Genomic DNA, 24,225 nt, shown 5'->3' on the forward strand with positions numbered 1-24,225 from the left:
GTCGGGGCGGGCGGCGGTCAGCCCTGCGGCGGTGAGCCTCGCGTGCAGGGCCGTCGCGACGGCCCGGGCCCTGGCCGCGCGGTCGGGCTCCCGGCGCAACACCCCGAGGGCGCCGAGCGCGCCGCCCGCCGCCGCCGGTGCGAGGCCGGTGTCGAAGATGAACGTCCGGGCGGTGTTGACCAGGTGCTCCACGACCCGGGCCGGTCCGAGGACCGCGCCGCCCTGGCTGCCCAGGGACTTGGAGAGGGTGAGCGTGGCGACGACTCCCTCATCGCCCGCCAGGTCCACGGCGGCGAGCGCGCCTCGGCCGCCGTCGCCGAGGACGCCGAGGCCGTGGGCGTCATCCACGATCAGGGCGGCGTTCGCGGAGCGGCACACGTCGGCGAGTCCGGGCAGCGGGGCGGCGTCGCCGTCGACGGAGAAGACCGAGTCGGTGACGGCGAGCGCCCGGCCCTCGTGCCCGCGGAGCGTCTTGGCGACGGCGTCCGGGTCGGCGTGCGGGACGACGGCGGTCTCGGCACGGGAGAGGCGGCAGCCGTCCACGATGGAAGCGTGGTTGCCCGCGTCGGACACGATGAGCGAGCCGCGCCCGGACAGCGCGGTCAGCGCGGCGAGGTTGGCGGCATACCCGGAGGAGAGCACGAGGGCGGCCTCGAAACCGCAGAAGGCGGCGAGCTCCCGCTCGAGTTCGGCGTGCAGCGCGGTGGAGCCGGTGACCAGCCGGGACCCCGTCGCGCCCGCGCCCCAGCGGCGGGCGGCACCGGCCGCGGCGGCGGTGACCTCCGGGTGCCGGGTCAGGCCGAGGTAGTCGTTGCTCGCGAGGTCCAGCGGCTCCGGCTCGGCACCGCGTGGACGCAGGGTCCGTACGAGTCCGGCGTCGGCCCGGCGGCGGGCCTCGTCGTCGATCCAGTCGAACGGGGCGAAGGGCATGGGAGGTCCCTAGGGGTAGGCGGGCCCTTTGTAGGCAGCCAACAGACCCTAACCGGGTGCGCAGCAGGTCAGGGTGTGGCAATACACACACCCTCGCCGGGCTCTCCTGTCTGGTTCCTCCTTGGCTGGAGGCGGTGCCGTAAGCCAGGATCATCTTCCATGGACCTGCTGAACACGCTGGTGGACAAGGGGCTGCGGCGCGAACTGCCGACCCGCGAAGAAGCGCTCGCCGTACTGGCGACCTCCGACGACGAGCTGCTCGATGTGGTGGCCGCCGCCGGGAAGGTGCGCCGTCAGTGGTTCGGGCGACGCGTCAAGCTGAACTATCTGGTCAATCTGAAGTCGGGGCTCTGTCCCGAGGACTGCTCCTACTGCTCGCAGCGGCTCGGTTCGAAGGCCGGGATCCTCAAGTACACCTGGCTCAAGCCGGAGGAGGCGTCCAAGGCCGCGGCCGCCGGGGTCGCGGGGGGAGCCAAGCGAGTCTGTCTGGTGGCGAGCGGCCGCGGCCCCACCGACCGGGACGTGGACCGGGTCACCAAGACCATCGAGGCCATCAAGGACCAGAACGAAGGCATCGAGGTCTGCGCCTGTCTCGGTCTGCTCTCCGACGGACAGGCCGACCGGCTGCGTTCGGCGGGCGCCGACGCGTACAACCACAACCTCAACACGTCCGAGGAGACGTACGGGGCGATCACCACCACCCACACCTACGCCGACCGTGTGGAGACCGTGCAGCAGGCCCAGGCCGCCGGGCTCTCCGCCTGTTCCGGGCTGATCGCGGGGATGGGCGAGAGCGACAAGGACCTGGTCGACGTGGTGTTCGCGCTGCGCGCGCTGGACCCGGACTCGGTGCCGGTGAACTTCCTGATCCCGTTCGAGGGAACCCCGCTCGCCAAGGAGTGGAACCTCACCCCGCAGCGCTGCCTGCGCATTCTGGCGATGGTCCGGTTCGTCTGCCCCGATGTCGAGGTCCGGCTGGCGGGCGGCCGTGAGGTGCATCTGCGCTCGATGCAGCCGCTGGCCCTGCACCTGGTCAACTCGATCTTCCTGGGCGACTATCTGACCAGCGAGGGCCAGGCCGGTCAGACCGACCTGGACATGATCGCGGACGCCGGGTTCGAGGTGGAGGGCGCGGGCACCACGACCCTGCCCCGTCACCGCGCTGACGCGCCGGTCGGCGGTTGCGGTACACCGGCGGAGGCCCCGGGCTGCGGAACACAGGAGTCCGCCGGGTGCGGTTCGCACGGTGGCGGCGGCTGCGGCCCCTGCGGCGGTCACGGTTCCGAGGCGGCGGCTCCCGTCGCGGCCACCGAGGGAGAGCCCGTGCCGGCCGAGGCGCCGGTCACGCGTACGGACGCGGGCGGCGCGGCGCGGACGGACCTGGTGGCCGTGCGACGGCGCGGTGCGGGGACGGATCTCGCCCCCAATGCCTGAGCCGCACGCCTCCGCGCTCCCCCTGTCCGCCGCACCGAAGCCGTATACCCCCGATGAGCTGCGGGCGCTGGACCGCGCGCACGTCTGGCACCCGTACGGTCCGATGCCGGGCCGCCAGGAGCCGCTGATCGTGGAGTCGGCCTCCGGGGTGCGGCTCCGGCTCGCCGAACCCGTCGAGGGCCAGCGCGAGTTGGTGGACGGCATGTCGTCCTGGTGGTCGGCGGTGCACGGCTACAACCATCCCGTCCTCAACGAGGCCGCGCGCGGCCAGCTGGACCGGATGAGCCATGTCATGTTCGGCGGGCTCACCCATGAGCCCGCCGTCCGGCTGGCCACCCGGCTGGTGGAGATCACCCCCGAGCCGCTCCAGCACGTCTTCCTCGCCGACTCGGGGTCCGTATCGGTCGAGGTCGCCGTCAAGATGTGCCTCCAGTACTGGCGTTCGGCCGGGCGCCCGGCGAAGAGGCGGCTGCTGACCTGGCGCGGCGGCTACCACGGCGACACCTGGCAGCCGATGTCGGTGTGCGACCCGCAGGGCGGGATGCACGAGCTGTGGTCGGGGTCGCTGCCCCGGCAGGTCTTCGCCGACGCCCCGCCGGACGGCTTCGACGCGGAGCCGGACCCCTCCTACGTGGCCCATCTGCGGGAGCTGATCGCGGATCACGCCGACGAACTGGCCGCGGTGATCGTGGAACCCGTGGTGCAGGGGGCCGGCGGGATGCGGTTCCACTCCCCCGCCTATCTGCGGGTGCTGCGGGAGGCGTGCGACGAGCTGGACGTCCTGCTGGTGTTCGACGAGATCGCGACCGGGTTCGGGCGGACGGGCCGGCTGTTCGCCGCCGGACACGCCGGGGTCTCCCCGGATGTCATGTGCGTCGGCAAGGCGCTGACCGGCGGCTATCTGACGATGGCGGCGACGCTGTGCACCTCCCGGGTGGCCGAGGGCATCTCGCGCGGCGAGGTCCCGGTGCTGGCGCACGGCCCGACCTTCATGGGCAATCCGCTGGCCGCGTCGATCGCCTCGGCCTCGGTGGACCTGCTGCTCGGGCAGGACTGGGAGAGCGAGGTGGCGCGGATCGGCGCGGGGCTGCGCTCCGGTCTGGCGCCCGCGTCGGACATCCCCGGAGTCGTGGACGTACGCGTCCTGGGGGCGATCGGGGTCGTCCAACTCGACCACGAGGCGGACATGGCGGCGGCGACCCGGGCGGCCGTGCGCGAGGGGGTGTGGCTGCGGCCGTTCCGCGACCTCGTCTACACGATGCCGCCCTACGTCACGGGCGACGAGGACGTACAACGGATCTGCCGGGCCGTGTGCGCCGCGGCGCGGGAGGGCTGACGTGACCATCCTCGTGGTGTCCGGTACGGGCACGGAGATCGGCAAGACCGTGGTGACCGCCGCCGTGGCGGCCGCCGCGCGGGGCCGCCGGGTCGCGGTGCTCAAGCCCGCCCAGACCGGGCTCGCGCCCGGGGAGCCGGGCGACGCGGCCGAGGTGGCGCGGCTGGCGGGCAGCCATGTGACCGCGGTCGAACTGGCCCGGTTCCCCGAGCCCTTGGCCCCGGCCACGGCGGCCCGGCGGGCGGGGCTGGCACCCGTGCGGCCGTACGAGGTCGCCGAGGCGGCGGAGAAGCTGGCCACCGAGCACGATCTGGTGCTGGTGGAGGGCGCGGGCGGGCTGCTCGTACGGTTCGACGACGAGGGCGGCACGCTCGCGGACGCGGCCCGGTCGCTGTCCGCCCCGGTGCTGGTCGTGGCGCCCGCCGGGCTGGGCACGCTGAACGCCACCGCGCTGACCGCGGAGGCCCTGCGGAGCCGAGGGCTGAGCTGCCGGGGCGTGGTGATCGGCAGCATGCCCGAGCAGCCGGACCTGGCCTCCCGGTGCAATGTCGGGGACCTGCCGTTGGCGGCCGGTGCGCCGCTGCTGGGCGCGGTACCGGCCGGCGCGGGCGCGCTGCCGGGAGCCGAGTTCGCCGCGCGGGCGTCGCGCTGGCTGGCTCCGGAGCTCGGCGGGAGCTGGGCCCCGGCCCGGCACTGAGGCTTCCCGCGGTCCTCCGGGGGCCAAGGGCCGTCCCGTCATCCCTTAGACGGAGGCATTACGGGGAAGAATCCTTGGGGAGCCGTACGTCCACTCCATCCGGAGGTCCGCCATGCAGCTGCGCAGCAGGAAGCTCCCCAGGGATGCCGTGCACCACCCGGTGTTCGCCCGCTTCTACGCACGGATGAGCGTGACCGCCGATCTGAAGGGCGGCGTCGCCGCGTACCGCGAGGAGCTGCTGGCTGGGCTCTCCGGCCGGGTCATCGAGATCGGTGCGGGGAACGGGCTGAACTTCGCCCACTACCCGGGCGCGGTGTCGGAGGTCGTGGCGCTGGAGCCGGAGCGTTCGCTGCGGCAGCTCGCCGTCCGCGCCGCGCTGCGCGCCGAGGTGCCGGTGGATGTGGTGCCGGGTGCGGCGGAGGCGCTTCCGGTGAAGAGCGAGGGTTTCGACGCGGCCGTGGCGTCGCTGGTCCTGTGCACCGTACGGGACCTGCCCCGGGCACTCCGCGAGATCAAGCGGGTGCTGCGCCCCGGAGGCGAACTGCGGTTCTTCGAGCACGGTCTGGCGCCGGGCCGTGCGCTGGCGACGGCCCAGCGCGCCGCGGACCGCACCGTGTGGCCCCTGCTCTTCGGCGGCTGTCACACGGCCCGGGACCCGCTGGCCGCGATCGAGGAGGCGGGGTTCGAGCTGGGGGCGTTCCGCAGGCTGCGGATTCCGGAGAAGGGCCTCCAGGTCCCCTCCTCCCCCTGCGTCCTGGGCGTGGCGCGCAAGCCGTTCACGCCGGAGTGACCGGTCCCGTACCCCATATCGCCGTCACAGGCTCATGCGCTCCACTGGCGCAGCTCCTCCGCGATGGCCCGCACGTCCGCCTTGCCCTGCTTCACCAGCAGCGCCAGATCGCGGACCTGCTCGGGCGATGTGACGACCTTGAGCCCGGAGGCGATGAGATAGCCGTACGCGACGGCCGAGGCGAACATCGCGTTGGAGTGTTCGAGGGCGGGCACATGCAGCAGGAGTTGCAGCAGGGCGGCCGCCCGCACATGCGGGTCGCTGTAGACGGGGCTGCCGAAGATCTCCGCCTCGTGCCGCGCCACGGCGGCGACGAGGGCGCCCCAGTCCACGACCTGAGGGTCTCCGGGCGTCTTGTGCTCGGCCACCATGAGCAGCCAGGAAAGGTCGATCCGCAGGTTCAACGGGTGCCTTCGCGCTCCGGGCCGAACTCCTCGGCGAACACCGCTTCGTACTGCTTCATGAAGTCGGCGGCGGCCTCGACGAAAGTGTGTCCCACCTCGCCCGTGTCCTGCTGGACGAGTTCTTCTATGTAGCGGTTCACACTCATCCCCCTTTGCAGCGCGCGCTGTCGCGCGGCCTCGGCGGTGGCCTCTTCCACTCGAACGTTCAGCTGAGTCTTGGGCACGCGACCACGCTAGCGCGCTCGCGCTAGCACCGGCAAGGGGAAGGGCCGCGGGGCGAAGGGGCCCGTTCGCCGGACAGCGGTCCCCCTTCTTGGCGGGGTGGGTGGCCCGCGCGCACACCTCACCCCGGGGGAGTGCCATGACCAGGCCGTTCCGCTTCGGCGTCAATCTGATGGCCCCCACCGACGGGACCGTGACGAGCGCGCTGCCGGCGGGCGGAGCGGCTCGGCTACGACGTGATCCTGGCCCCGGAGCATCCGGACACGCCCCAGCCGGCGGGGAGCCGAGGAGCCGTGGGGCGGCCGGCGGGAGCGGGAGGCGGGCGCGGGTCGGCCGCATCGTGGAATCCGATCGACGCCGGGACGCGGCGACTGGTGGGATGACCGCCATGAACGATCTTTCGATACGGTCCGCGACCGCGGCCGACCTGGACGAGGTCCTCGCGTTCTGGAAGACGGCGGCCGAGGGCACCAGCATCAGTGACGACAGCGACGGGGTCGCCCGCCTGGTGGCACGGGACGCGGACGCGCTGATCCTCGCCGAGGTGGACGGGGTGCTGGTGGGCACGGTGATCGCGGGCTTCGACGGCTGGCGCTGCCATCTCTACCGGCTCGCGGTCCACCCCGACCGGCGCCGCAGGGGCGTCGGCAGCGCCCTTCTCGCAGCGGCGGAGGAACGGTTCACCGCTCTGGGGGGTCGGCGCGCCGACGCCATGGTGCTCGACCGCAACACCTCGGCCCACCACGCCTGGCGCGCCGGGGGCTACGGGCCCGAGCCGCAGTGGAGCCGCTGGGTGAAGCACCTGTCGGGCTGACACGAGGGCCCTCCCGCGCGCGGACCACGCCACGCCGCACGCGCGGACGCCCTCGCCTCGCCCCGGACGATCACTCCCATCACGCCGACGCCGCGCGATCCGCCGGTCTCTGCCTGATCATGGGACGGAGGTGAGCCGATGACCGAAGTGCTTCTGCTGTTCGTCGCTCTGCTGCTCTGTGTCGCCTGCGGCGCCTTCGTCGCGGCGGAGTTCTCCCTGACCACGGTGGAGCGGAGCGAGCTCGAACGGGCTGTCGAGCGGGGTGACCGGGGTGCGGCGAGCGCGCTGAAGGCCGTCCGCACTCTGACCTTTCAGCTCTCGGGCGCCCAGCTCGGCATCACCGTCACCAATCTGGTGATCGGCATGCTCGCCGAACCGTCGATCGCGAAGCTCATCCGCGGTCCGGTCGAGGCCGCGGGGCTGCCTCCGGCGGCCGCTTCCACACTGGCGCTCGTCATCGGCACCGCGCTGTCCACGGTGGTGCTGATGGTCATCGGCGAGCTGGTCCCGAAGAACTGGGCGATCTCCTCGCCGCTGGCCGTGGCCAAGGCGGTGGCCACACCGCAACGGGCGTTCACCGCCGTGTTCCGGCCCTTCATCAGCCACCTCAACAACACGGCCAACCGCATCGTGCGCCGCGCCGGCCTGGAGCCCACCGAGGAACTGGCCTCGGCCCGCAGTCCGCAGGAGCTCGTCGCCCTGGCCCGGCACTCCGCGAAGCAGGGGGCGCTGGAGGCGGACACCGCCGAGCTCTTCGTCCGCACCCTGAACCTGTCCGAGCTGACGGCGGAGAACGTGATGACACCGCGGGTCCAGGTCACCGCGCTGGACCTGCACGCCACCGCCGAGGACGTGGCCAACGCCACCCGGGCCACCGGCCTTTCCCGCTTCCCCGTCTACCGGGGCAGCCTGGACACCGTGGTCGGCGTGGCCCTCATCAAGGACGTCCTGGCGATCCCCGCCGACGAGCGGCCCCGCACCCGCGTATCGGAGCTGCTGCGCGAACCCCTGCTCGTACCGGAGACGCTGACCGTGGACCGGCTGCTGGACCGGCTGTCCGGAAAGCTCGCCATGGCCGTGGTGATCGACGAATACGGCGGGACGGCGGGCGTCGCGACGCTGGAGGACATCGTGGAGGAGGTCGTCGGCGAGGTCCGCGACGAACACGATCCGCACGAGACGCCCGACCTCGCGGCCGCAGGGGAGGACGCCGACGGCCGCACACTGTGGTCGGCCGACGGAGCCGCCCGCACCGATCAGCTCCGCACGATCGGACTGCGGGTGCCGGACGGGCCCTACGAGACCCTGGCCGGGCTGATCGCAGCCGAGCTCGGACGGATTCCCACGGTGGACGACACGCTGGAACTGGCGGGGTGGCGGATCGACGTGGTGGACGCCTCGGGCCGCCGGGCCGCACGGGCCCTGCTGCACGCGCCCCTGCCCGGGTCCGAGAGCCGGACGGAGGGTGCACGGTGATCGCGCTTCAGCTCTTCATCGGTGTGCTGATGGTGGTGGTCAACGCCTTCTTCGTGGGCGCCGAGTTCGCCCTGATCTCCGTACGCCGCAGCCAGATCGAGCCGGAGGCCGAAGCCGGCAACCGCAGGGCCCGCAGCGTCATCTGGGGCCTGGAGCACGTCTCCGCGCTGCTGGCCGCGGCGCAGCTCGGGATCACGCTCAGCACCCTGGTCCTGGGCATCGTGGCCGAGCCCGCCATCGCCCATCTGCTGGAACCGCTCTTCGACGCGGTGGGCGTGCCGCACGGTCTCGTCCACCCGCTGTCGTTCGTCATCGCGCTGAGCGTGGCGACCTATCTGCACATGCTGCTCGGCGAGATGGTGCCGAAGAACATCGCGCTGGCCGAGCCCGCCCGCAGCGCTCTGCTGCTCGGCCCGCCGCTGGTCGCGATGGCCCGCGCCCTGCGCCCGGTGATCTTCACGGTCAACGCCTTCGCCAACGCCCTGCTCAAGCTCCTGCGGGTGGAGACGAAGGACGAGGTCTCGGCGACGTTCTCGGACGACGAGCTGGCCCGGATGGTGCAGGACGCGGGGAACGCCGGGCTGGTCGACGACCGTTCGGCCCAGCGGCTGCACCACGCGCTCGAACTGGGCCGCCGACCGGTACGCGATGTGGTCATGCCGGTCGACCGGGTGCTCTACGCCAGGGTCGGCACCACTCCGGAGGAGCTGGAGCGGCTCTCCTCCGAGTCCGGGTTCTCCCGCTTCCCCGTGATGGGCAGCGAGCAGCGCATCCTCGGCTACCTCCATGTGAAGGACGCCCTGGACGCCACGCCCCGCGACGTGCCCTTCCCGGTGACGGCGCTGCGGCCGATCGCCCGGGTCCGGGCCGCGACCCCGCTGGACGACGTGCTCACCGCGCTGCGGCGCAGCCGGACCCACCTGGCGGTCGTCCTGGACGAGGACGGCCGGCTGGCCGGCCTGGTCACGATGGAGGATGTGCTCCGCGAACTCGTCGGCAGAGCGCAGTCGCGCTAGGATCGCCGGGCCATGGAACTGAATGCCTCCTACACCAGTCTCGTCGCGGTCGGCGACTCGTTCACCGAGGGCATGTCCGACCTGCTGCCGGACGGCACCTACCGGGGCTGGGCCGATGTGCTCGCCTCCCGGCTGGCCGTCCGGTCCCCGGGGTTCCGGTACGCCAACCTCGCCGTACGCGGCAAGCTCATCGGCCAGATCGTGGACGAGCAGGTGGAGGCGGCGACCGCGCTCCAGGGGGATGTCGTCACGCTCGTGGGCGGGCTCAACGACACACTGCGGCCGAAGTGCGACATGGGCAGGGTCAAGGGACTGCTGGAGGAAGCCGCCGAGCGCCTGGCCCCGTCCTGCAAACACCTGGTGCTGATGCGCAGCCCCGGGCGCAACGGGCCCGTGCTGGAGCGTTTCCGTCCCCGTATGGAGGAGCTGTTCGCCCTGATCGACGGCCTGGCCGACCGGCACGGCGCCTCGGTGGTCGACCTCTACGGCGCACCCTCGCTCAGCGACCCCCGTGCGTGGGACGTGGACCGGCTGCACCTCACCGCCGAGGGCCACCGGCGGGTAGCCGAGGCCGTGTGGCAGACGCTGGGGCTGCCGGCCGAGCTCGACTGGCGGGCCCCGGCCCCCGCGACCGCGCCGCCGCGCTGGGCGGCCCGGCGCGCCGAGGACATCCGCTTCACCCGTCGGCATCTGGCCCCCTGGATCGGACGGCGGCTCACCGGCCGGTCCTCCGGTGACGGCCGGTCGGGCGCCCAGTTCGACGTGGCCACGGGCACCGCCTTCTGGGTCACCCCCGCGGACGCGGAGAACCCCGGCCCGGTGACGGGATGGCGCCGGGCCGACTCCGCCTGACCCTCCGGGCCGCGCCGCCGGGGCGGACGTTCGGGCAGGCGTTGGAGCGGGTCTTCCGGGCAGGCTCCGGGGGATGCTTTCGGGCGGGTCTCCGGGGCGGGCTTTCGTAGCAAGCCACAAACCGGACCGCGGCGCTGGCCTGCACAAACCACCAGTAGAATCCGTCTACGTGACTGCTGTGTCTGCGAAGCCTCGCATCCCCAATGTCCTGGCCGGCCGCTACGCCTCCACGGAGCTGGCCGTCCTCTGGTCCCCCGAGCAGAAGGTGAAGCTGGAGCGTCAGCTGTGGCTGGCGGTGCTGCGCGCTCAGAAGGACCTCGGGATCGAGGTGCCGGATGCCGCGCTGGCCGATTACGAGCGTGTGCTCGACCAGGTCGACCTGGCGTCGATCGCCGAGCGCGAGAAGATCACCCGGCACGACGTGAAGGCCCGGATCGAGGAGTTCAACGCTCTCGCGGGTCATGAGCAGGTCCACAAGGGCATGACCTCCCGGGACCTGACGGAGAACGTCGAGCAGCTGCAGATCCGCCTCTCGCTGGAGCTGATGCGCGACCGCACCGTGGCGGTGCTGGCCCGGCTCGGCAAGCTCTCCGCGGAGTACCGCGAGCTCGTCATCGCCGGTCGCTCGCACAACGTCGCAGCCCAGGCGACGACGCTCGGCAAGCGTTTCGCGACCGCGGCCGACGAGCTGCTGGTGGCCTACGGCCGGCTGGAGGACCTGCTCTCCCGCTACCCGCTGCGCGGGATCAAGGGCCCGGTCGGCACGGCGCAGGACATGCTGGACCTGCTGGGCGGTGACGCGGACAAGCTCGCCGACCTGGAGCGGCGCGTCGCCGGGCACCTCGGCTTCGCCGAGGCCTTCACCTCGGTCGGCCAGGTCTACCCCCGTTCCCTCGACTACGACGTGGTGACCGCTCTGGTGCAGCTCGCCGCGGCGCCTTCGTCAGTGGCGAAGACCATCCGGCTGATGGCGGGCCACGAGCTGGTGACCGAGGGCTTCAAGCCCGGGCAGGTCGGCTCGTCCGCGATGCCGCACAAGATGAACACGCGCTCCTGCGAGCGGGTGAACGGTCTGATGGTGATCCTGCGCGGCTATGCCTCGATGACGGGCGAGCTGGCGGGCGACCAGTGGAACGAGGGCGATGTGTCCTGTTCCGTGGTCCGCCGGGTGGCACTCCCGGACGCCTTCTTCGCCTTCGACGGTCTGCTGGAGACCTTCCTCACGGTGCTGGACGAGTTCGGTGCGTTCCCCGCGGTCGTGGCGCGCGAGCTGGACCGCTACCTCCCGTTCCTGGCGACCACCAAGGTCCTCATGGGCGCTGTGCGGGCCGGAGTGGGCCGCGAGGTGGCCCACGAGGCGATCAAGGAGAACGCGGTCGCCTCCGCCCTCGCGATGCGCGAGCAGGGCGCCGAGCGCAACGAACTGCTCGACAAGCTCGCCGCCGACGAGCGCATCCCGCTGGACCGTGCCGAGCTGGACGCCCTGATGGCCGACAAGCTCTCGTTCACGGGTGCGGCGGGCGACCAGGTGACGGCGCTGGTGTCCCGCATCGAGGAGATCGCCAAGCAGCACCCCGAGGCCGCGGCCTACACCCCCGGCTCGATCCTCTGACCGGGACCGCCCGAACCGTATGACCCCCGAGGAACTCCGCGCCGCCCGCGACCGCATCGTGCCCGATGTGGTCGCGGGCGGTCTGCGCGTGCTGTTCTGCGGCATCAACCCGAGCCTCATGACCGCGGCGACGGGCCATCACTTCGCCCACCCCGGCAACCGGTTCTGGCCGGTCCTCCACCGCTCGGGCTTCACGCCCCGACAACTGCTGCCGTCCGAGCAGTCCGAACTCCTGGGCCTCGGGCTCGGGATCACCAACGTGGTCGCGCGAGCCACCGCCCGGGCCGACGAACTCGGCGCGGAGGAGTTCCGGGAGGGCGGGGCGGCCCTGGCGAAGAAGGTCGAGCGCCTCGAACCGGCGTGGCTCGCCGTCGTCGGCATCACCGCCTACCGCACAGCCTTCAGGGAACCGCGAGCCCGCATCGGCCCCCAGGACCGCACCGTCGGCGGCGCCCGGGTGTGGGTCCTGCCCAACCCGAGCGGTCTCAACGCCCACTGGACGGTTCAGACCATGGCCGAGGAGTACGCCCGCCTCCACGAGGCCGAGCGAACCTCGTAGCAGCCAAGCGGCCCCGGGCGCGTCGGGCCCCGGGACTCGGACTCGGACTCGGACTCGGACCAGGGTGCGGTGGCGGGGCGCGTCAGGGAGGATCGATCACGGTCACCAGGACCGTCAGCTCGCAGCCGGGGCCGCCCTCCTCCAGCACCAGCCCCACCGCGACCCACCGGCCGGCGTTCCTCCAGAGCCGCAGATAGTCGCACCCGGCGACCGGCTCCACCCAGGGCTCGGGGATCACCTCGCCCGCCGTCATCCGCTCCTGCGCACTCCACACACTCACCAACTGCGGTTCGCCCCACCGTGATGCCAGCAGGGTGAGCAGTGCGTCGTGCTCGGCCAGGCACTGCGCCCGGTGCTCCGCACGAACGGACTCCTCATCGCCCCAGGGTTCCTCATCGGTGTGCAGGAATACCGTGTGGTAGCCGGGTCCGCTGACTCCCGAGCCCGACGGGGTGCGCTCCGCGGGGAACTCCCGGGTGCACATCCCGTCGATGAGGCGGAGATGGTGTGCGGTCGTCATGGCGTCAGTAAACCGCTTCGCACTGACAATCACTTAACCTGCCCCCGGGTGCCGGTCCGGATGCGTCGCTCCCGGGTGACGCGGGTTGCGGCTCGGTACCGGCCTTCCGTCCTGTTCGCAGGGCCTGCGGCCAGCGAGTACGATCCGGCAGAACATGCGCACGAGCTGGAAGGACACACCGTGAGCCGGCTGACCGGTGGAGACCCGTCGCTGCTGCGGCGGATCAATTCCGCGGTGGTGCTGCACGCCCTGCGGGGGGCCGGTGCACCGACGCTGACGGACCTGACGCGGAGTACGGGTCTGTCCCGGCCGACGGTCGAAGGAGTCGTCGAAGGGCTGATCGAGGTCGGTCTCGTCGCCGAGGCACTGCCCGACGAGAGTGAGGCCCGGCGCCAGGGGAGGCCCGCGCGGAGGTTCCGCTTCCGCACCGAGGCGGGACATCTCCTCGGTATCGAGATCGGGCCGCACCGGGTTTCGGTGCTGATCTCGGGGCTCGACGGGCGGGTCATCGGCGCGAGCTCCCGGTCGGTTTCGGAAGCCGCCTCCGCCGACGACCGGCTCGACCAGGTCAGGGCGGTTGTCGCGGATGTGCTGCGGCGGACCGGGGTGGCCCGCAACAGCCTGCGGGCGGTCGGTGTGGGCAGCCCCGGGATCGTGGAGGCCGACGGGACCGTGCGGCTGGGTACGGCGTTGCCGGACTGGACGGGCCTCGCGCTCGGGGATCGGCTGCGCCGTTCGTTCCGCTGCCCCGTTCTCGTGGAGAACGACGCCAACGCCGCCGCGGTCGCCGAGCATTGGAAGGGTGCGGCCACCGAGTCCGACGACATCGTCTTCGTACTGGCGGGGCTGAGCCCCGGAGCGGGGTCCCTGATCGGCGGGCGGTTGCACCGGGGGTTCGGCGGGGCGGCCGGGGAGATCGGCGCTCTGCACCTGCTGGGCAGGGAGGTGACACCGGAGCATCTGCTGTCCACGACGGACACACCGCTGGACCCGCTGGACGAGCAGGCGGTGGCGGTGGTGTTCGCCAAGGCCCGGGAGGGCGATACGGGGGCTCAGGCGGCCGTCGAAAGGTTCCTTCAGCGGCTGGTGCACGATGTTGCGGCGCTGGTGCTGGCGCTCGATCCGGAGCTGGTCGTGGTCGGAGGCTGGGCGGCCGGACTGGACGGAGTGCTGGATCCCCTGCGCAAGGAGCTGGCCCGCTACTGCCTGCGTCCGCCACGGGTGACTCTGTCGTTGCTCGGCGAGGCCGTGGTCGCGACGGGCGCGCTCCGGATCGCCCTGGACCACGTCGAGGAGCAGCTCTTCGCCGTGGAGGGAGCGGCTACGGGCCGCCGCTGAGCGCGGGACGGGGACACGTGGGGGCTCCGGCCGGGCCTGGGCCGGTGTCGCGCCCGGGGCGTGGCCGTGCCTGGGGCGCGTACGACGCAGCCCGCTGATGCCGGAAGTATGGGGGCCTCCGGAGGCAGCGGGCTGTCGTGACCTGGTGGGCCGGGCGTCATGGGGCTGGCGAGACCCGGCGTGCCAAAGGAGGGAGGACGCCTCACGAAGCCCGGCGCGGGTCAGCCCGGCTGGGGCTGACGTTTCGTGAGGCCCCGCGCCTCACGAGGCCTGGCGGTCCTGCTCTTCCTCGCTGATCTCCAGCGCGCCGGAGTCCCCGAAGGTGAGACGGCAGGTGTCCGCCCGGTAGGTGGCGACGGAGACGGCCGCCATGCCGTCCGCGGTGAAGTAGCGGGTGGTGACGACCAGGACGGGTGCGCCGGGGAGCCGGTCGAGCTCCTTGGCGTCGTCCGCGCGCGCCGACCCGAGCTCGACGGAACGGTCCTGGCCCTCCAGGCCGAGCCGGTGCAGCTCGCGCAGCACGCTTCGGGCGCGGACGGCTCCGGCCGGGGCGTCGATGGCGGACAGTTCGGGCACCGAGGAGGCGGGGATGTAGAGGAGCTCCGCCGCGACCGCCTGACCGTGGGTGGCACGGATGCGGCGCACCACGTGCACGGGCTCGGTGGAGTCCGTGCCCAGCATGGCGGCGACCGCCGCGGGGGCCCTGTCCATGGTGCAGTCGACCGGCTGCCAGGCCTCGCCGCCGACGCCGCCCGTCCATTCGCGGCGGCCCGTGGAGACGGCGACACCCACGCGCGGCGGGGCGACGGTCGTCCCGACGCCACGGCGGCGCTGGAGTCGGCCTTCGAGTTCGAGCTGTTCCAGGGCCTGCCGGAGCGTGGCGCGTGCGACACCGAACCGCGCCGCGAGGTCCCGCTCGTTGGGCAGGATCTCCCCCACCGCGAAGTCCGAGTCGAGTGCCTCACTGAGCACGGTCTTGAGGTGCCAGTACTTCGGCTCCTGTACCGATTCCAGCTGCGTGGTCCCCACCCTGTCCTCCGCAATCGCCCAGCGGATTTTCCGCGACGTTATTTATTAAAGGTTCCTGTCTTAAGTGGAGACCCTAGGGCGGTACACCCCCTTGGTCAAGACCAATCCTTATTCCGTAGCGGAACGAAACGGAACTCTGGCGCGGAGCGTTCACACGACGTTCGCGGTGCGGTGAGGCGCGCGCGGCGCAAAGCCCCGCCACCCTGCCGATGACGGGGCTCCGACCAGGCTCGCGGCGAACCCGCGGGGCGGGTGCCCCGGGCGTCCGATGTCGTTTCCGGCTATTCGACGGACAGCGTGGAGTCTTGTCCGGATTGCGAGTGATATAGGCGCATTGAATAGCACCTTCGCTGACATCGACCAGACACACCGTGTCGAGCTCTCCGCCGATGAGGAAAGCGGCAGCGGGTCCGCCGTTGATCTCCACGATGCGGGTTTCGACGCCCGGACCCAGGTCCTGAGCGGCCGCGAGCAGGAACCGTCCGACCTTGCCGGCCGTCTCGATGATCCGCCTCGGCGCCTTCGCCCTGCCACCGCCGTCGCTGACGAGGCGGGCATCCGGGGCCAGCAGGGCGAGGAGCTGTTCGATACCGCCGCCGGACGCGGCGGCGAGGAGCCGCTCGGCGAGGTCGCGCCGCTCGGCCGGGTCGCCGTCGTATCGCGGTCTGCGCTCCCCCACATGCCCGCCGCCGCGCCGATTGCTGACCGGTGGGAATCGCCCGGCCCCTTGAACCGCAAGCTACTCAACGGTAATTGTTGTTGACGAGATGTCTATCCCCTCCGAGATGTCGACTCCAGCGCAGGGAGCAGCATGACCACCACGGTCTCCTTCACCGCCGACACGGCCGACGGCCCGCGTCGGGTATCGGTCGCCTACGAACGAACCGGCTCCGGCGAGCCGTTGCTGCTGCTCCACGGCATCGGCCACCACCTCCAGGCCTGGGATCCGGTGACGCGAATCCTGGCTGCCGAGCGGGAGGTCATCGCCGTGGACCTCCCCGGGTTCGGCACCTCGCCCGCCCTCCCGGACGGAGTCCCGTACGATCTCGCGACCGTCGGACCGGTCCTCGGGGCGCTCTGCGCCGAACTCGGCCTGGACCGCCCCCATGTGGCCGGGAACTCCCTCGGGGGCCTGCTCGCGCTGGAGTTGGGGCGCACGGACCTGGTCCGCTCGGTGACCGCGCTGGCCCCGGCGGGATTCTGGACCGAGGCGGAGCGGCGTTACGCCTTCGGAACGCTGCGGGCGATGCGGCGCAGTGCGCTCGCGATGCCGGTGCCGTTGATCGAGCGGCTCTCGCGGAGCGCGGCCGGTCGCACGGCCCTGACCAGCACCATCTACGCCCGGCCTGCGCGGCGTTCACCGGAAGCCGTCGTCGCCGAGACGCTCGCCCTGCGGGGAGCGACCGGGTTTCACCAGACGCTGGAGGTCGGTCGGGGCACCTTCTTCGGCGATGACGTGAAGGGCATCCCCGTCACCGTCGCCTGGGGCACCCGGGACCGGATCCTGCTTCGCAGGCAGGGGGTCCGTGCCAAGCGGGTGATCCCCGACGCCCGGCTCGTCCGGCTGCCCGGCTGCGGGCACGTCCCGATGAACGACGACCCCGCCCTGGTCGCGCGCGTCATCCTGGACACCAGCCGCTGAGCGGGCCCGCCGGGGCGTCGGCGGCCGCCCGGAGCGCGGAGTCCGGGCGGCCGTGCGATGCCCGGTGACGCCGGTGCCGTAGGCCACACCCGCGCCGACCAGGAGGCTACCCGCGCCCTGCGCGAGGCCGTACGTACCGGCTCCCACCAGAGGTGCGGTCAGCGTGGCGGACACGGGGATCAGCCCGGAGAAGAGCGTGGCGCGTTCGGCTCCGATCGCGAACGTGCTCCGGGCGCGCCTGACGCTCCGGTGGACTTCCGGCCGGGCACCCCCGGTCTCTCTTCCCGCGCAGCGCGTGGAGTGCCGCCCAGCGGGCGGTGTTCGGCCGCCTGCCGCACCGGGCCCTCGGCTACCCCGACCCACGAGGGCTGCCGGAGCTGCGCGAGCCACTGGCCGCCCTGTCGACCCGGCGGCGCGGAGTGGTGGCAGATCCGGAACCGCTGGTGGTCTGCTCAGGGGTGGCCCAGGCGACGAGCCTCCTGCGCTTCGTGCTCCGGGAAGCCGGGGCGGCCCCGGTCGGCGTGGAGGGCCCGGGCAGCCCGGAACACACCTCCCTGTTCGCGGCGACCGGCCTGGAGGCCGTCCGGCTGCCGCTCGACGACGAAGGGCTCGCCCTGACGCCCTTGCTGTGCTCCGGCGTGCGCGCAGTGGTGACCACGCCCACGCACCAGTTCCCCACCGGAGTCGAGTAGTTCACCCGGGGTTGGGGCCCCGGCCTCCGCCGGGCAGTAGGCATGGACGGAGACCGGCGCCGGTCCCGGGGCAGGCCTCGGCCTCCCGGGGGCGTGGTGCACCGCCCGTCCACCTTCCTGGAGGCGCTCCGATGCCCTACCGCCCGCGTATCCCCTCGCCCGGCCGCCGCGCGGTCCTGCGCGGCTCGCTGCTCGCCCCGGCAGCGGTGGCCCTCTCCCCCGTGACCGCGACCGCGACCCCGGCGGCCGCGCCCGCGCTGACCCTGGCGGGGCGGCCCGAGGCGTCCTGGGGCGTGCAGGTGGGAAGCGTCACGGCTTCGTCGGCGCTGGTCTGGGTACGGTCGGATCGGCCCGCCCGGATGCTGGTGGAGACCTCGGCGACCGCCTCGTTCCGGCGGCCCCGCCGGTGGCACGGGCCGCTGATCGGCCCCGGAACGGACCACACCGGAACGACGCCCCTCCGCGGGCTGCCCGCGGGCGAGCAGGTCCACTACCGCGTCACGCTCACCGACCCGGAAGATCCGCGCCGTGTCGGCCGCCCAGTGTACGGAACCTTCCGTACCGCTCCGTGCCGGCGCCGGGACGGCGTGCGCTTCCTGTGGTCCGGCGACATCGCGGGCCAGGGCTGGGGCATCAATCCGGACATCGGCGGCTACCGGGCGTACGAGGAGATGCGCCACCTGGACCCGGACTTCTTCCTGTGCAGCGGCGACAGCATCTACGCGGACGGGCCGCTGGAGGCGAGGGTCACGCTGCCGGACGGGCGGATCTGGCGCAACGTCATGACCGAGGAGAAGGCGAAGGTCGCCGAGACCCTGGACGAGTACCGGGGCAACTTCCGCTACAACCTGCTCGATACGAACGTCCGCCGCTTCAACGCCCAAGTGCCCTCCATCGTGCAGTGGGACGACCACGAGGTGCGCAACAACTGGTATCCCGGCCAGATCCTCGACGACGCCCGTTACACCGAGAAGAACGTCGACATCCTCGCGGCGCGTTCCGTGCGGGCCTTCCACGAGTACGTCCCGCTGTCGCCCTCGTACGGTTCGGCGCGGCCGTCCCGCATGTACCGGGTCGTCCACCACGGGCCGCTGCTGGACGTGTTCGTCCTCGACATGCGTTCGTACCGCAACGCCAACTCCCCGAACCGGCAGGCCGACGAGACGACCGGCATCCTCGGCGCCGAGCAGCTGCGGTGGCTGAAACGCTCGCTCGCCGCGTCCCGGGCGGTGTGGAAGGTGATCGCCGCCGACATGCCGCTCGGCCTGGTCGTCCCGGACGGCTCGGCGAACTTCGAAGCGGTGGCGCAGGGCGACCCGGGCGCGCCGCTCGGGCGGGAGCTCCAGATCGCCGAGCTGCTGCGGTTCATCAAGCACCGCAGGGTCACCGGCACGCTGTGGCTGACGGCGGACGTGCACTACACCTCGGCCCAGCACTACGCGCCGGAGCGAGCGGCGTTCAAGGACTTCGCCCCGTTCTGGGAGTTCGTGTCGGGCCCGCTGGCCGCGGGCGGCTTCCCGGCCAACAAGCTGGACGGCACGTTCGGACCCGACCGGGTCTTCGTGCGGGCCCCGGACCGCGCCAATGTGTCGCCGATGGAGTCCCCGCAGTATTTCGGCGAGGTCGAGATCGACGGCGACAGCGCGGATCTGACGGTGCGTCTGCGGGCGGAGGGCGGGGCGGTGCTGTTCACCAGGGTGCTCCGGCCCGGCCGCGTCGGGCAGTAGCGGCCGGGGGCGGCTTCGACGTCCCCGACTCCCCCGTGCCCGGGAGTGCTGCCACTGGGCCCCGAGCAAACGATGTCGAGTACGGCAAATATGACCCCCAAAATTTGACTGAAAGGCGACGATAGGCAACCAGATCCACACTTAACCCATCAGTCACAAGGCGTTCGTGATCAGGCAACACCCTTCCCTCACAGTGAGGGTATGACTGATGTGACATCCGCGAAGAGCGCCCGCCGTCCGCACCACTGGCGGCGGGACCTGATCGAGCTGGCCGCCCTGTTCACGGCCGTGGCCGTGGCCGACGCGATCGCCAATCTGATCGGGCACCAGCCCGACGGTCCCTATCTGCTCCTGGCCTCCGCGGTTGCGCTGGTGGCCACCGCGGCGTTCCACACCTGGTGGGCACGGAAACACAGTCACGCTCCCCCATCAGCCGATGGAGAGGCCTGTACCGATGCGGATACCGACGCCGGTGCGAGGACGGAGGCGGGCGGAGTCTGCGGCGCCGAGGAGACCGTGCTGTGGCGGATGCGGACGACGGTACGCGACGCCCCCGGGAGTCTGGCCGCGCTGTGCGTGGCTCTCGCCCGGCTCCGGGTCGACATCCTCACGTTGCAGACCCACCCGCTCGCCGACGGGACGGTCGACGAGTTCCTGCTGCGGGCGCCCGCCGCGCTCCAGGCGCAGCAGCTGACCGGGCAGATCTCCGCCGCGGGCGGCTCCTCCACCTGGATCGAGCGCGCGGACGCCCACGATCTGGTCGACACCCCGACGCGGGTGCTGTCACTGGCCACGCGGACGGCGCTCGACGCGGCCGAGCTTCCCCTCGCGCTGCGCCAGCTGCTGGGCCGGTGCACCATCCACTCGCTGCCCGCCGTCTCCGTCACCGGCCGTCCGACCGGAGAGAGCGCCCCGGTCGAAGGCGTGCTGGAGGAGACGGTCATGCGTCTGCGGGACCCGTCGGGCGGGGTCATCTCCGTGGAGCGGCCCTATCTGCCGTTCACACCGACCGAGTTCGCCCGGGCCCGGGCCCTGGTCGAGCTCGACGCCCGCCTCGGCCCCCGGGTGCCGCGCAGCGAGGACATCCTCACGCTGCCCGAGGGCAACGAGATCACCGTGCGGCGCGCGGATCGCGGCGATCTCACCGCGGCCCGCGCCATGCACGACCGCTGCTCCCAGCACACCCTGGGGCTGCGCTACCACGGCCCCGTCGGGGACGCGGACCGCTATCTGGACCATCTGCTGAGCCCTCGCTTCGGGCGCACCCTGGCTGTGCAGACCGCCTCCGGAAAACTGGTGGCGCTGGGCCACCTCCTGTGGGACGGGGACGAGACCGAGGTCGCCCTCCTCGTCGAGGACGACTGGCAGCGCCGGGGCATCGGCTCCGAGCTGCTGCGCCGGCTGGTGGCCCTCGCCGACGAGGCGGGCTGCGACAGCGTCTACGCCGTGACGCAGGCCCGCAACACCGGCATGGTGGCGGCGATGCGCGCGCTTGAGCTGCCCCTCGACTATCAGATCGAGGAGGGCACGCTCGTCATCACCGCCCGGCTGAGGAGTGAACGGCTCACGCGGGAGCAGCTCACGAGTGAGCCAGGGACGGGTGAGCAGCGGGCGAGTGGGCAGACCGCTCCGCCGACGGCCGCTCCGGCTGAACGGACCCGTCGCTGAGGGCCTGGCACAGGTCCGCCCACAGGTCCTCGACGTCCTCCAGGCCGACCGACATCCGCAGCAGCCGGTCGCCGACGCCCGACGCCCGCCGGTCTCCCTCGTCCACGATGCGGTGGCTGATGGAGGCCGGGTGCTGGATCAGCGAGTCCACACTGCCGAGGCTGACGGCAGGGGTGATGAGCCGCACCCCGGCGATCACCCGGTGCGGGTCCCCGTACACCTCGAAGGAGACCATCGCGCCACCGATCTCCGGGTAGTGCACCCGGGCGACCCGCGGGTCGGCGGTGAGCCGACGGACGAGTTCGGCGGCGCTGGCCGAGGCGGCCCGTACCCGTACGGGAAGGGTGGAGAGGCCGCGCAGCAGCAGGTATCCGGCCAGCGGGTGCAGCACGCCGCCGGTGGCGAACCGCACCTGGCGCAGCGTGGCGGCGAACTCCTCGTCGCAGGCGACGACGCCGCCCATGACGTCCCCATGGCCGCCGAGGTACTTGGTGGCGCTGTGCAGGACGATCCGCGCGCCGTGTTCGACGGGGCGCTGGAGGACGGGGGTGGCGAAGGTGTTGTCGACGAGCAGCGGTACGGAGCCGCAGGCCTGGGCGACGGCCTGGATGTCGATCTCGGCCAGCGTCGGGTTGGCGGGCGTCTCGACCATCACCAGACCGGTGTCCGGGCGGATCGCGTCGGCTATGCCCGCCGGGTCGGTCCAGGTCACCTCGGTGCCCAGCAGTCCGGCGCCGAGGAGGTGGTCGCTGCAGCCGTAGAGCGGGCGGACGGCGACGACATGGCGCAAGCCCAGGCTCGCCCGGGCGAGCAGTACCGCGGTGAGGGCGGCCATGCCGCTGGCGAAGGCGACCGCGCTCTCGGTGCCCTCCAGCCGGGCGAGCGCCGTCTCGAAACGGCCGGTGGTGGGGTTGTCCAGCCGGGCGTAGACCGGGGGCCCGTCGGGGCGTGCGCCGGTGGTGGCGAAGGCGTCGATCCGTTCGGCCTCGGCCCGGGAGTCATAGGAGGGGTAGGTGGTGGACAGGTCGAGCGGCGGGGCGTGCAGGCCGAGGGAGGCGAGGTCGTCGCGTCCGGCGTGCACGGCTTCGGTGGCGAGAGCCCTGGAAGGGGTGGCGGCAGGGGGCGTCATCGAGACTTCGTTCTCCATGCGCGTCACTCTGAACAGTTACCGGTTCGTAGCGGTATATCCCCGTGCTACGTTCGCCGCATGACCGATTCAGTCGCTCTTGATCCGGTGGATCTGCAGATTCTGCGGCTCCTGCAGAACGATGCGCGGACGACGTACCGGGAGCTCGCCGCCGAGGTGGGCGTGGCCGCCTCGACGTGCCTGGACCGGGTGGCCCGGCTGCGCCGTGCCGGGGTGATCCTCGGCGACCAGCTGCGGCTGGACCCGGCGAAGCTGGGCCGGGGGCTTCAGGCGCTGCTCCTGGTGCAGGTCAGGCCGCACCGCCGGGAGCTGATCGGGCCGTTCGTCGACCGTGTCCGGGCTCTGCCGGAGTCGCGCGCGCTGTTCCATCTCACCGGCCCCGACGACTATCTCGTGCAGGTGGCGGTGGCCGACACGGCGGATCTGCAACGGCTGGTGCTGGACGAGTTCACCTCGCGCCGGGAAGTGGCTCGGGTGGAGACGCGGCTGGTCTTCCAGCAGTGGGACTGCGGGCCGCTTCTGCCGCCCCGGCAGGCTCCCGAGGCGTGATCGTCTTTCGGACGTCCCGTGTTCAATGGTGGTGACGGGGGGCGTGCCGCCGTACGAGGATGTCCGCATGTCAGACACTTCGAGCAGCGCGCTGCCCCGTCAGGTCGCCGACGCCTACGTCGACGCGATCATCGAACTCGACCCCATCACCGGCACCTACCTGGGCGTGCCCGAGAGCTCGCACCGCCTGCCCGACTTCTCACCGGCCGGTCAGGCCGCGGTCGCCGACCTCATCCAAAAGACGCTGCGGGACCTGGACGCCGCGGAGCAGCGGCCCGGCGCGGACAGTGACGCCGAGCGGCGCTGCGGACGCCTGCTGCGGGAGCGCCTGACGGCGGAGCTCGCCGTTCACGAGGCCGAGGAGGGGCTGCGGACCGTCTCCAACCTGCACTCGCCCGCGCACAGCATCACCGAGGTCTTCACGATCACACCGACCGGGACGGAGGAGGACTGGGCGGCGGTCGCGGAGCGGCTGCGCGCCGTGCCCGCCGCGCAGGAGGGGTACCGCGCCTCGCTCGCGCTCGGTCTGGAACGCAAGCTGTACGGCGGACCGCGCGCGACCGCGACGTTCATCGGGCAGCTGACGGAGTGGGGCGGCGAGAGCGACAGCCCGGCGTTCTTCGAGGACTTCGTCGCCTCGGCTCCCGACGCTCTGCGGGCGGAGCTCGACGAGGCGGCCCGGCTCGCGACGGCCTCCGTGCTCTCGCTGCGGGACTGGATGCGCGATGTGTACGCCCCGGCGATCGAGGGGGCGCCGGACACGGTCGGCCGGGAACGGTACGCGCGCTGGTCGCGGCTGTACAACGGCACCGACCTGGATCTCGACGAGGCCTACGCGTACGGCTGGTCCGAGTACCACCGGCTGCTCGCCGAGATGAAGACCGAGGCCGAGAAGGTGCTTCCCGGGGCCGGTCCCTGGGAGGCGCTCGCCCACCTCGACGTGCACGGCAAGCACATCGAGGGCGTGGACGAGGTCCGTGACTGGCTCCAGGAGCTGATGGACGAGGCGATCGAGGCGCTGGACGGCACCCATTTCGACCTCGCCGAGCGGGTCCGGAAGGTGGAGTCCCACATCGCCCCGCCCGGCGGGGCCGCCGCGCCTTACTACACCGGTCCGTCCGAGGACTTCTCGCGCCCCGGACGCACCTGGCTGCCCACCATGGGCGAGACCCGCTTCCCGGTGTACGACCTGGTCTCGACCTGGTACCACGAGGGCGTTCCCGGCCACCACCTCCAGATCGCCCAGTGGACGCACGTCGCCGACAGCCTCTCGCGCTACCAGGCGTCGGTCGGCCAGGTCAGCGCGAACGCCGAAGGCTGGGCGCTGTACGCGGAGCGGCTCATGGACGAGCTGGGATTCCTGCCCGATCCGGAGCGGCGGCTCGGCTATCTGGACGCACAGATGATGCGTGCCTGCCGGGTCATCGTCGACATCGGCATGCACCTGGAGCTGAAGATTCCGGCGGACTCCCCCTTCCACCCGGGCGAGCGCTGGACGCCCGGCCTGGCGCAGGAGTTCTTCGGCAACCACAGTGGGCGTCCCGCCGACTTCGTGGAGAGCGAGCTGACCCGCTATCTGTCCATGCCGGGCCAGGCCATCGGCTACAAGCTGGGCGAGCGCGCCTGGCTGCTGGGCCGCGAGAACGCGCGCGCGGCGCGCGGCGACGCGTTCGACCTCAAGGCCTGGCACATGGCAGCGCTCTCCCAGGGGTCGCTGGGTCTGGACGATCTGGTGGACGAGCTGTCCCGGCTCTGACCGCACCGGCGGTGC

22 protein-coding genes and 2 pseudogenes are annotated in these 24,225 nt (G+C 72.3%); 17 read left to right on the forward strand and 7 right to left on the reverse strand.

Annotated elements, in window-relative coordinates:
* Window positions 1-930 (reverse strand): aminotransferase class I/II-fold pyridoxal phosphate-dependent enzyme (locus CIB93_RS29660; protein WP_096631333.1); only part of this gene is annotated, 930 nt, incomplete at its 3' end.
* Between the two features lie 159 nt (window positions 931-1,089).
* Between CIB93_RS29660 and bioB the strand changes: the two genes are divergently transcribed.
* The 4 genes from bioB to CIB93_RS29680 all read left to right on the forward strand — a co-directional run bounded on the left by bioB (window position 1,090) and on the right by CIB93_RS29680 (window position 5,187).
* Window positions 1,090-2,364 (forward strand): biotin synthase BioB, encoded by a 1,275-nt coding sequence (bioB, locus tag CIB93_RS29665; protein ID WP_096631335.1) that lies wholly within the window; start codon window positions 1,090-1,092, stop codon window positions 2,362-2,364.
* Window positions 2,357-3,700 carry an adenosylmethionine--8-amino-7-oxononanoate transaminase gene (locus tag CIB93_RS29670; protein ID WP_096631337.1) on the forward strand — a complete coding sequence of 448 codons (1,344 nt, stop codon included), beginning with the start codon at window positions 2,357-2,359 and terminating at the stop codon, window positions 3,698-3,700. Before bioB ends, CIB93_RS29670 begins: the two co-directional genes overlap by 8 nt.
* 1 nt (window position 3,701) lies before the next feature.
* Window positions 3,702-4,397 (forward strand): dethiobiotin synthase, encoded by a 696-nt coding sequence (bioD, locus tag CIB93_RS29675; protein ID WP_096631338.1) that lies wholly within the window; start codon window positions 3,702-3,704, stop codon window positions 4,395-4,397.
* Window positions 4,398-4,509: 112 nt separating this feature from the next.
* Window positions 4,510-5,187, forward strand: a complete 678-nt coding sequence (locus tag CIB93_RS29680; RefSeq protein ID WP_096631340.1) for a class I SAM-dependent methyltransferase — start codon at window positions 4,510-4,512, stop codon at window positions 5,185-5,187.
* A 32-nt stretch (window positions 5,188-5,219) separates the two neighbouring features.
* Here CIB93_RS29680 and CIB93_RS29685 read toward each other — a convergent pair whose 3' ends face one another.
* Window positions 5,220-5,591: a fic family toxin-antitoxin system, toxin component gene (locus CIB93_RS29685; protein WP_096631341.1), complete on the reverse strand. Its 372-nt coding sequence runs from the start codon at window positions 5,589-5,591 to the stop codon at window positions 5,220-5,222.
* Window positions 5,588-5,815, reverse strand: a complete 228-nt coding sequence (locus CIB93_RS29690) for an antitoxin (RefSeq protein ID WP_096631343.1) — start codon at window positions 5,813-5,815, stop codon at window positions 5,588-5,590. The genes CIB93_RS29685 and CIB93_RS29690 overlap by 4 nt, the downstream gene beginning before the upstream one ends.
* A 377-nt stretch (window positions 5,816-6,192) precedes the next feature.
* Between CIB93_RS29690 and CIB93_RS29700 the strand changes: the two genes are divergently transcribed.
* From CIB93_RS29700 to mug, 6 genes are all read left to right on the forward strand, one after another.
* On the forward strand, window positions 6,193-6,627 hold the full coding sequence (locus CIB93_RS29700; RefSeq protein WP_096631344.1) for a GNAT family N-acetyltransferase: 435 nt from the start codon (window positions 6,193-6,195) through the stop codon (window positions 6,625-6,627).
* A 138-nt stretch (window positions 6,628-6,765) separates the two neighbouring features.
* Window positions 6,766-8,103 (forward strand): hemolysin family protein, encoded by a 1,338-nt coding sequence (locus CIB93_RS29705; protein WP_096631346.1) that lies wholly within the window; start codon window positions 6,766-6,768, stop codon window positions 8,101-8,103.
* The gene (locus CIB93_RS29710) at window positions 8,100-9,119 is read left to right on the forward strand and encodes a hemolysin family protein (protein ID WP_096631348.1); all 1,020 of its coding nucleotides are present in this window, start codon (window positions 8,100-8,102) and stop codon (window positions 9,117-9,119) included. The genes CIB93_RS29705 and CIB93_RS29710 overlap by 4 nt, the downstream gene beginning before the upstream one ends.
* Window positions 9,120-9,131: 12 nt before the next feature.
* Window positions 9,132-9,971, forward strand: coding sequence for an SGNH/GDSL hydrolase family protein (locus CIB93_RS29715; protein ID WP_096631350.1), 840 nt, complete (start codon window positions 9,132-9,134; stop codon window positions 9,969-9,971).
* 178 nt (window positions 9,972-10,149) lie between these two features.
* Window positions 10,150-11,583, forward strand: a complete 1,434-nt coding sequence (purB, locus tag CIB93_RS29720; protein ID WP_096631352.1) for an adenylosuccinate lyase — start codon at window positions 10,150-10,152, stop codon at window positions 11,581-11,583.
* 19 nt (window positions 11,584-11,602) lie between these two features.
* Complete coding sequence (gene mug, locus CIB93_RS29725) at window positions 11,603-12,142, forward strand: G/U mismatch-specific DNA glycosylase (RefSeq protein ID WP_096631354.1); 540 nt, start codon at window positions 11,603-11,605, stop codon at window positions 12,140-12,142.
* An 82-nt stretch (window positions 12,143-12,224) separates the two neighbouring features.
* Here mug and CIB93_RS29730 read toward each other — a convergent pair whose 3' ends face one another.
* The gene (locus tag CIB93_RS29730; protein WP_096631356.1) at window positions 12,225-12,662 is read right to left on the reverse strand and encodes a hypothetical protein; all 438 of its coding nucleotides are present in this window, start codon (window positions 12,660-12,662) and stop codon (window positions 12,225-12,227) included.
* Window positions 12,663-12,842: 180 nt separating this feature from the next.
* Here CIB93_RS29730 and CIB93_RS29735 point away from each other — a divergent pair, with 180 nt between their 5' ends.
* Window positions 12,843-14,000, forward strand: coding sequence for an ROK family transcriptional regulator (locus CIB93_RS29735; RefSeq protein ID WP_096631358.1), 1,158 nt, complete (start codon window positions 12,843-12,845; stop codon window positions 13,998-14,000).
* Between the two features lie 261 nt (window positions 14,001-14,261).
* On the opposite strand, the gene CIB93_RS29740 is transcribed toward CIB93_RS29735, so the two are convergent.
* Together CIB93_RS29740 and CIB93_RS39215 are read right to left on the reverse strand one after the other, a co-directional pair.
* A complete protein-coding gene (locus tag CIB93_RS29740; protein WP_096631359.1) occupies window positions 14,262-15,029 on the reverse strand; it encodes a GntR family transcriptional regulator in 768 nt (255 codons plus the stop codon).
* A 304-nt stretch (window positions 15,030-15,333) separates the two neighbouring features.
* Window positions 15,334-15,723: pseudogene (locus tag CIB93_RS39215) on the reverse strand (RNA polymerase subunit sigma-24); the annotation flags it as partial.
* A 117-nt stretch (window positions 15,724-15,840) separates the two neighbouring features.
* Between CIB93_RS39215 and CIB93_RS29750 the strand changes: the two are divergent.
* From CIB93_RS29750 to CIB93_RS29765, 4 genes and pseudogenes are all read left to right on the forward strand, one after another.
* A complete protein-coding gene (locus CIB93_RS29750) occupies window positions 15,841-16,671 on the forward strand; it encodes an alpha/beta fold hydrolase (protein ID WP_096631361.1) in 831 nt (276 codons plus the stop codon).
* Window positions 16,672-16,728: 57 nt separating this feature from the next.
* Window positions 16,729-17,357: pseudogene (locus tag CIB93_RS29755) on the forward strand (aminotransferase class I/II-fold pyridoxal phosphate-dependent enzyme); the annotation flags it as partial.
* A 137-nt stretch (window positions 17,358-17,494) separates the two neighbouring features.
* Window positions 17,495-19,090, forward strand: coding sequence for an alkaline phosphatase (locus CIB93_RS29760; protein WP_096631363.1), 1,596 nt, complete (start codon window positions 17,495-17,497; stop codon window positions 19,088-19,090).
* Between the two features lie 210 nt (window positions 19,091-19,300).
* Complete coding sequence (locus CIB93_RS29765; RefSeq protein WP_096631365.1) at window positions 19,301-20,758, forward strand: GNAT family N-acetyltransferase; 1,458 nt, start codon at window positions 19,301-19,303, stop codon at window positions 20,756-20,758.
* Here CIB93_RS29765 and CIB93_RS29770 read toward each other — a convergent pair.
* The gene (locus tag CIB93_RS29770; RefSeq protein WP_096631367.1) at window positions 20,670-21,905 is read right to left on the reverse strand and encodes a PLP-dependent aspartate aminotransferase family protein; all 1,236 of its coding nucleotides are present in this window, start codon (window positions 21,903-21,905) and stop codon (window positions 20,670-20,672) included. The genes CIB93_RS29765 and CIB93_RS29770 overlap by 89 nt on opposite strands.
* A 60-nt stretch (window positions 21,906-21,965) precedes the next feature.
* Between CIB93_RS29770 and CIB93_RS29775 the strand changes: the two genes are divergently transcribed.
* Window positions 21,966-22,454 (forward strand): Lrp/AsnC family transcriptional regulator, encoded by a 489-nt coding sequence (locus CIB93_RS29775; protein ID WP_096631369.1) that lies wholly within the window; start codon window positions 21,966-21,968, stop codon window positions 22,452-22,454.
* 67 nt (window positions 22,455-22,521) lie between these two features.
* On the forward strand, window positions 22,522-24,210 hold the full coding sequence (locus tag CIB93_RS29780) for a DUF885 domain-containing protein (protein WP_096631371.1): 1,689 nt from the start codon (window positions 22,522-22,524) through the stop codon (window positions 24,208-24,210).
* The last annotated feature ends 15 nt before the right edge of the window (window positions 24,211-24,225 follow it).

This window comes from Streptomyces sp. WZ.A104 (assembly GCF_002382885.1).
Lineage (GTDB): Bacteria > Actinomycetota > Actinomycetes > Streptomycetales > Streptomycetaceae > Streptomyces.

Coding starts and splice junctions, on each gene's coding strand:
- CIB93_RS29750 (WP_096631361.1), top strand. CDS start 15,841: ATGACCACCACGGTCTCCTTCACCGCCGACACGGCCGACGGCCCGCGT.
- CIB93_RS29715 (WP_096631350.1), top strand. CDS start 9,132: ATGGAACTGAATGCCTCCTACACCAGTCTCGTCGCGGTCGGCGACTCG.
- mug (WP_096631354.1), top strand. CDS start 11,603: ATGACCCCCGAGGAACTCCGCGCCGCCCGCGACCGCATCGTGCCCGAT.
- CIB93_RS29680 (WP_096631340.1), top strand. CDS start 4,510: ATGCAGCTGCGCAGCAGGAAGCTCCCCAGGGATGCCGTGCACCACCCG.
- CIB93_RS29730 (WP_096631356.1), bottom strand. CDS start 12,662: ATGACGACCGCACACCATCTCCGCCTCATCGACGGGATGTGCACCCGG.
- CIB93_RS29670 (WP_096631337.1), top strand. CDS start 2,357: ATGCCTGAGCCGCACGCCTCCGCGCTCCCCCTGTCCGCCGCACCGAAG.
- CIB93_RS29780 (WP_096631371.1), top strand. CDS start 22,522: ATGTCAGACACTTCGAGCAGCGCGCTGCCCCGTCAGGTCGCCGACGCC.
- CIB93_RS29770 (WP_096631367.1), bottom strand. CDS start 21,905: ATGGAGAACGAAGTCTCGATGACGCCCCCTGCCGCCACCCCTTCCAGG.
- CIB93_RS29775 (WP_096631369.1), top strand. CDS start 21,966: ATGACCGATTCAGTCGCTCTTGATCCGGTGGATCTGCAGATTCTGCGG.
- bioB (WP_096631335.1), top strand. CDS start 1,090: ATGGACCTGCTGAACACGCTGGTGGACAAGGGGCTGCGGCGCGAACTG.
- CIB93_RS29700 (WP_096631344.1), top strand. CDS start 6,193: ATGACCGCCATGAACGATCTTTCGATACGGTCCGCGACCGCGGCCGAC.
- CIB93_RS29760 (WP_096631363.1), top strand. CDS start 17,495: ATGCCCTACCGCCCGCGTATCCCCTCGCCCGGCCGCCGCGCGGTCCTG.
- CIB93_RS29705 (WP_096631346.1), top strand. CDS start 6,766: ATGACCGAAGTGCTTCTGCTGTTCGTCGCTCTGCTGCTCTGTGTCGCC.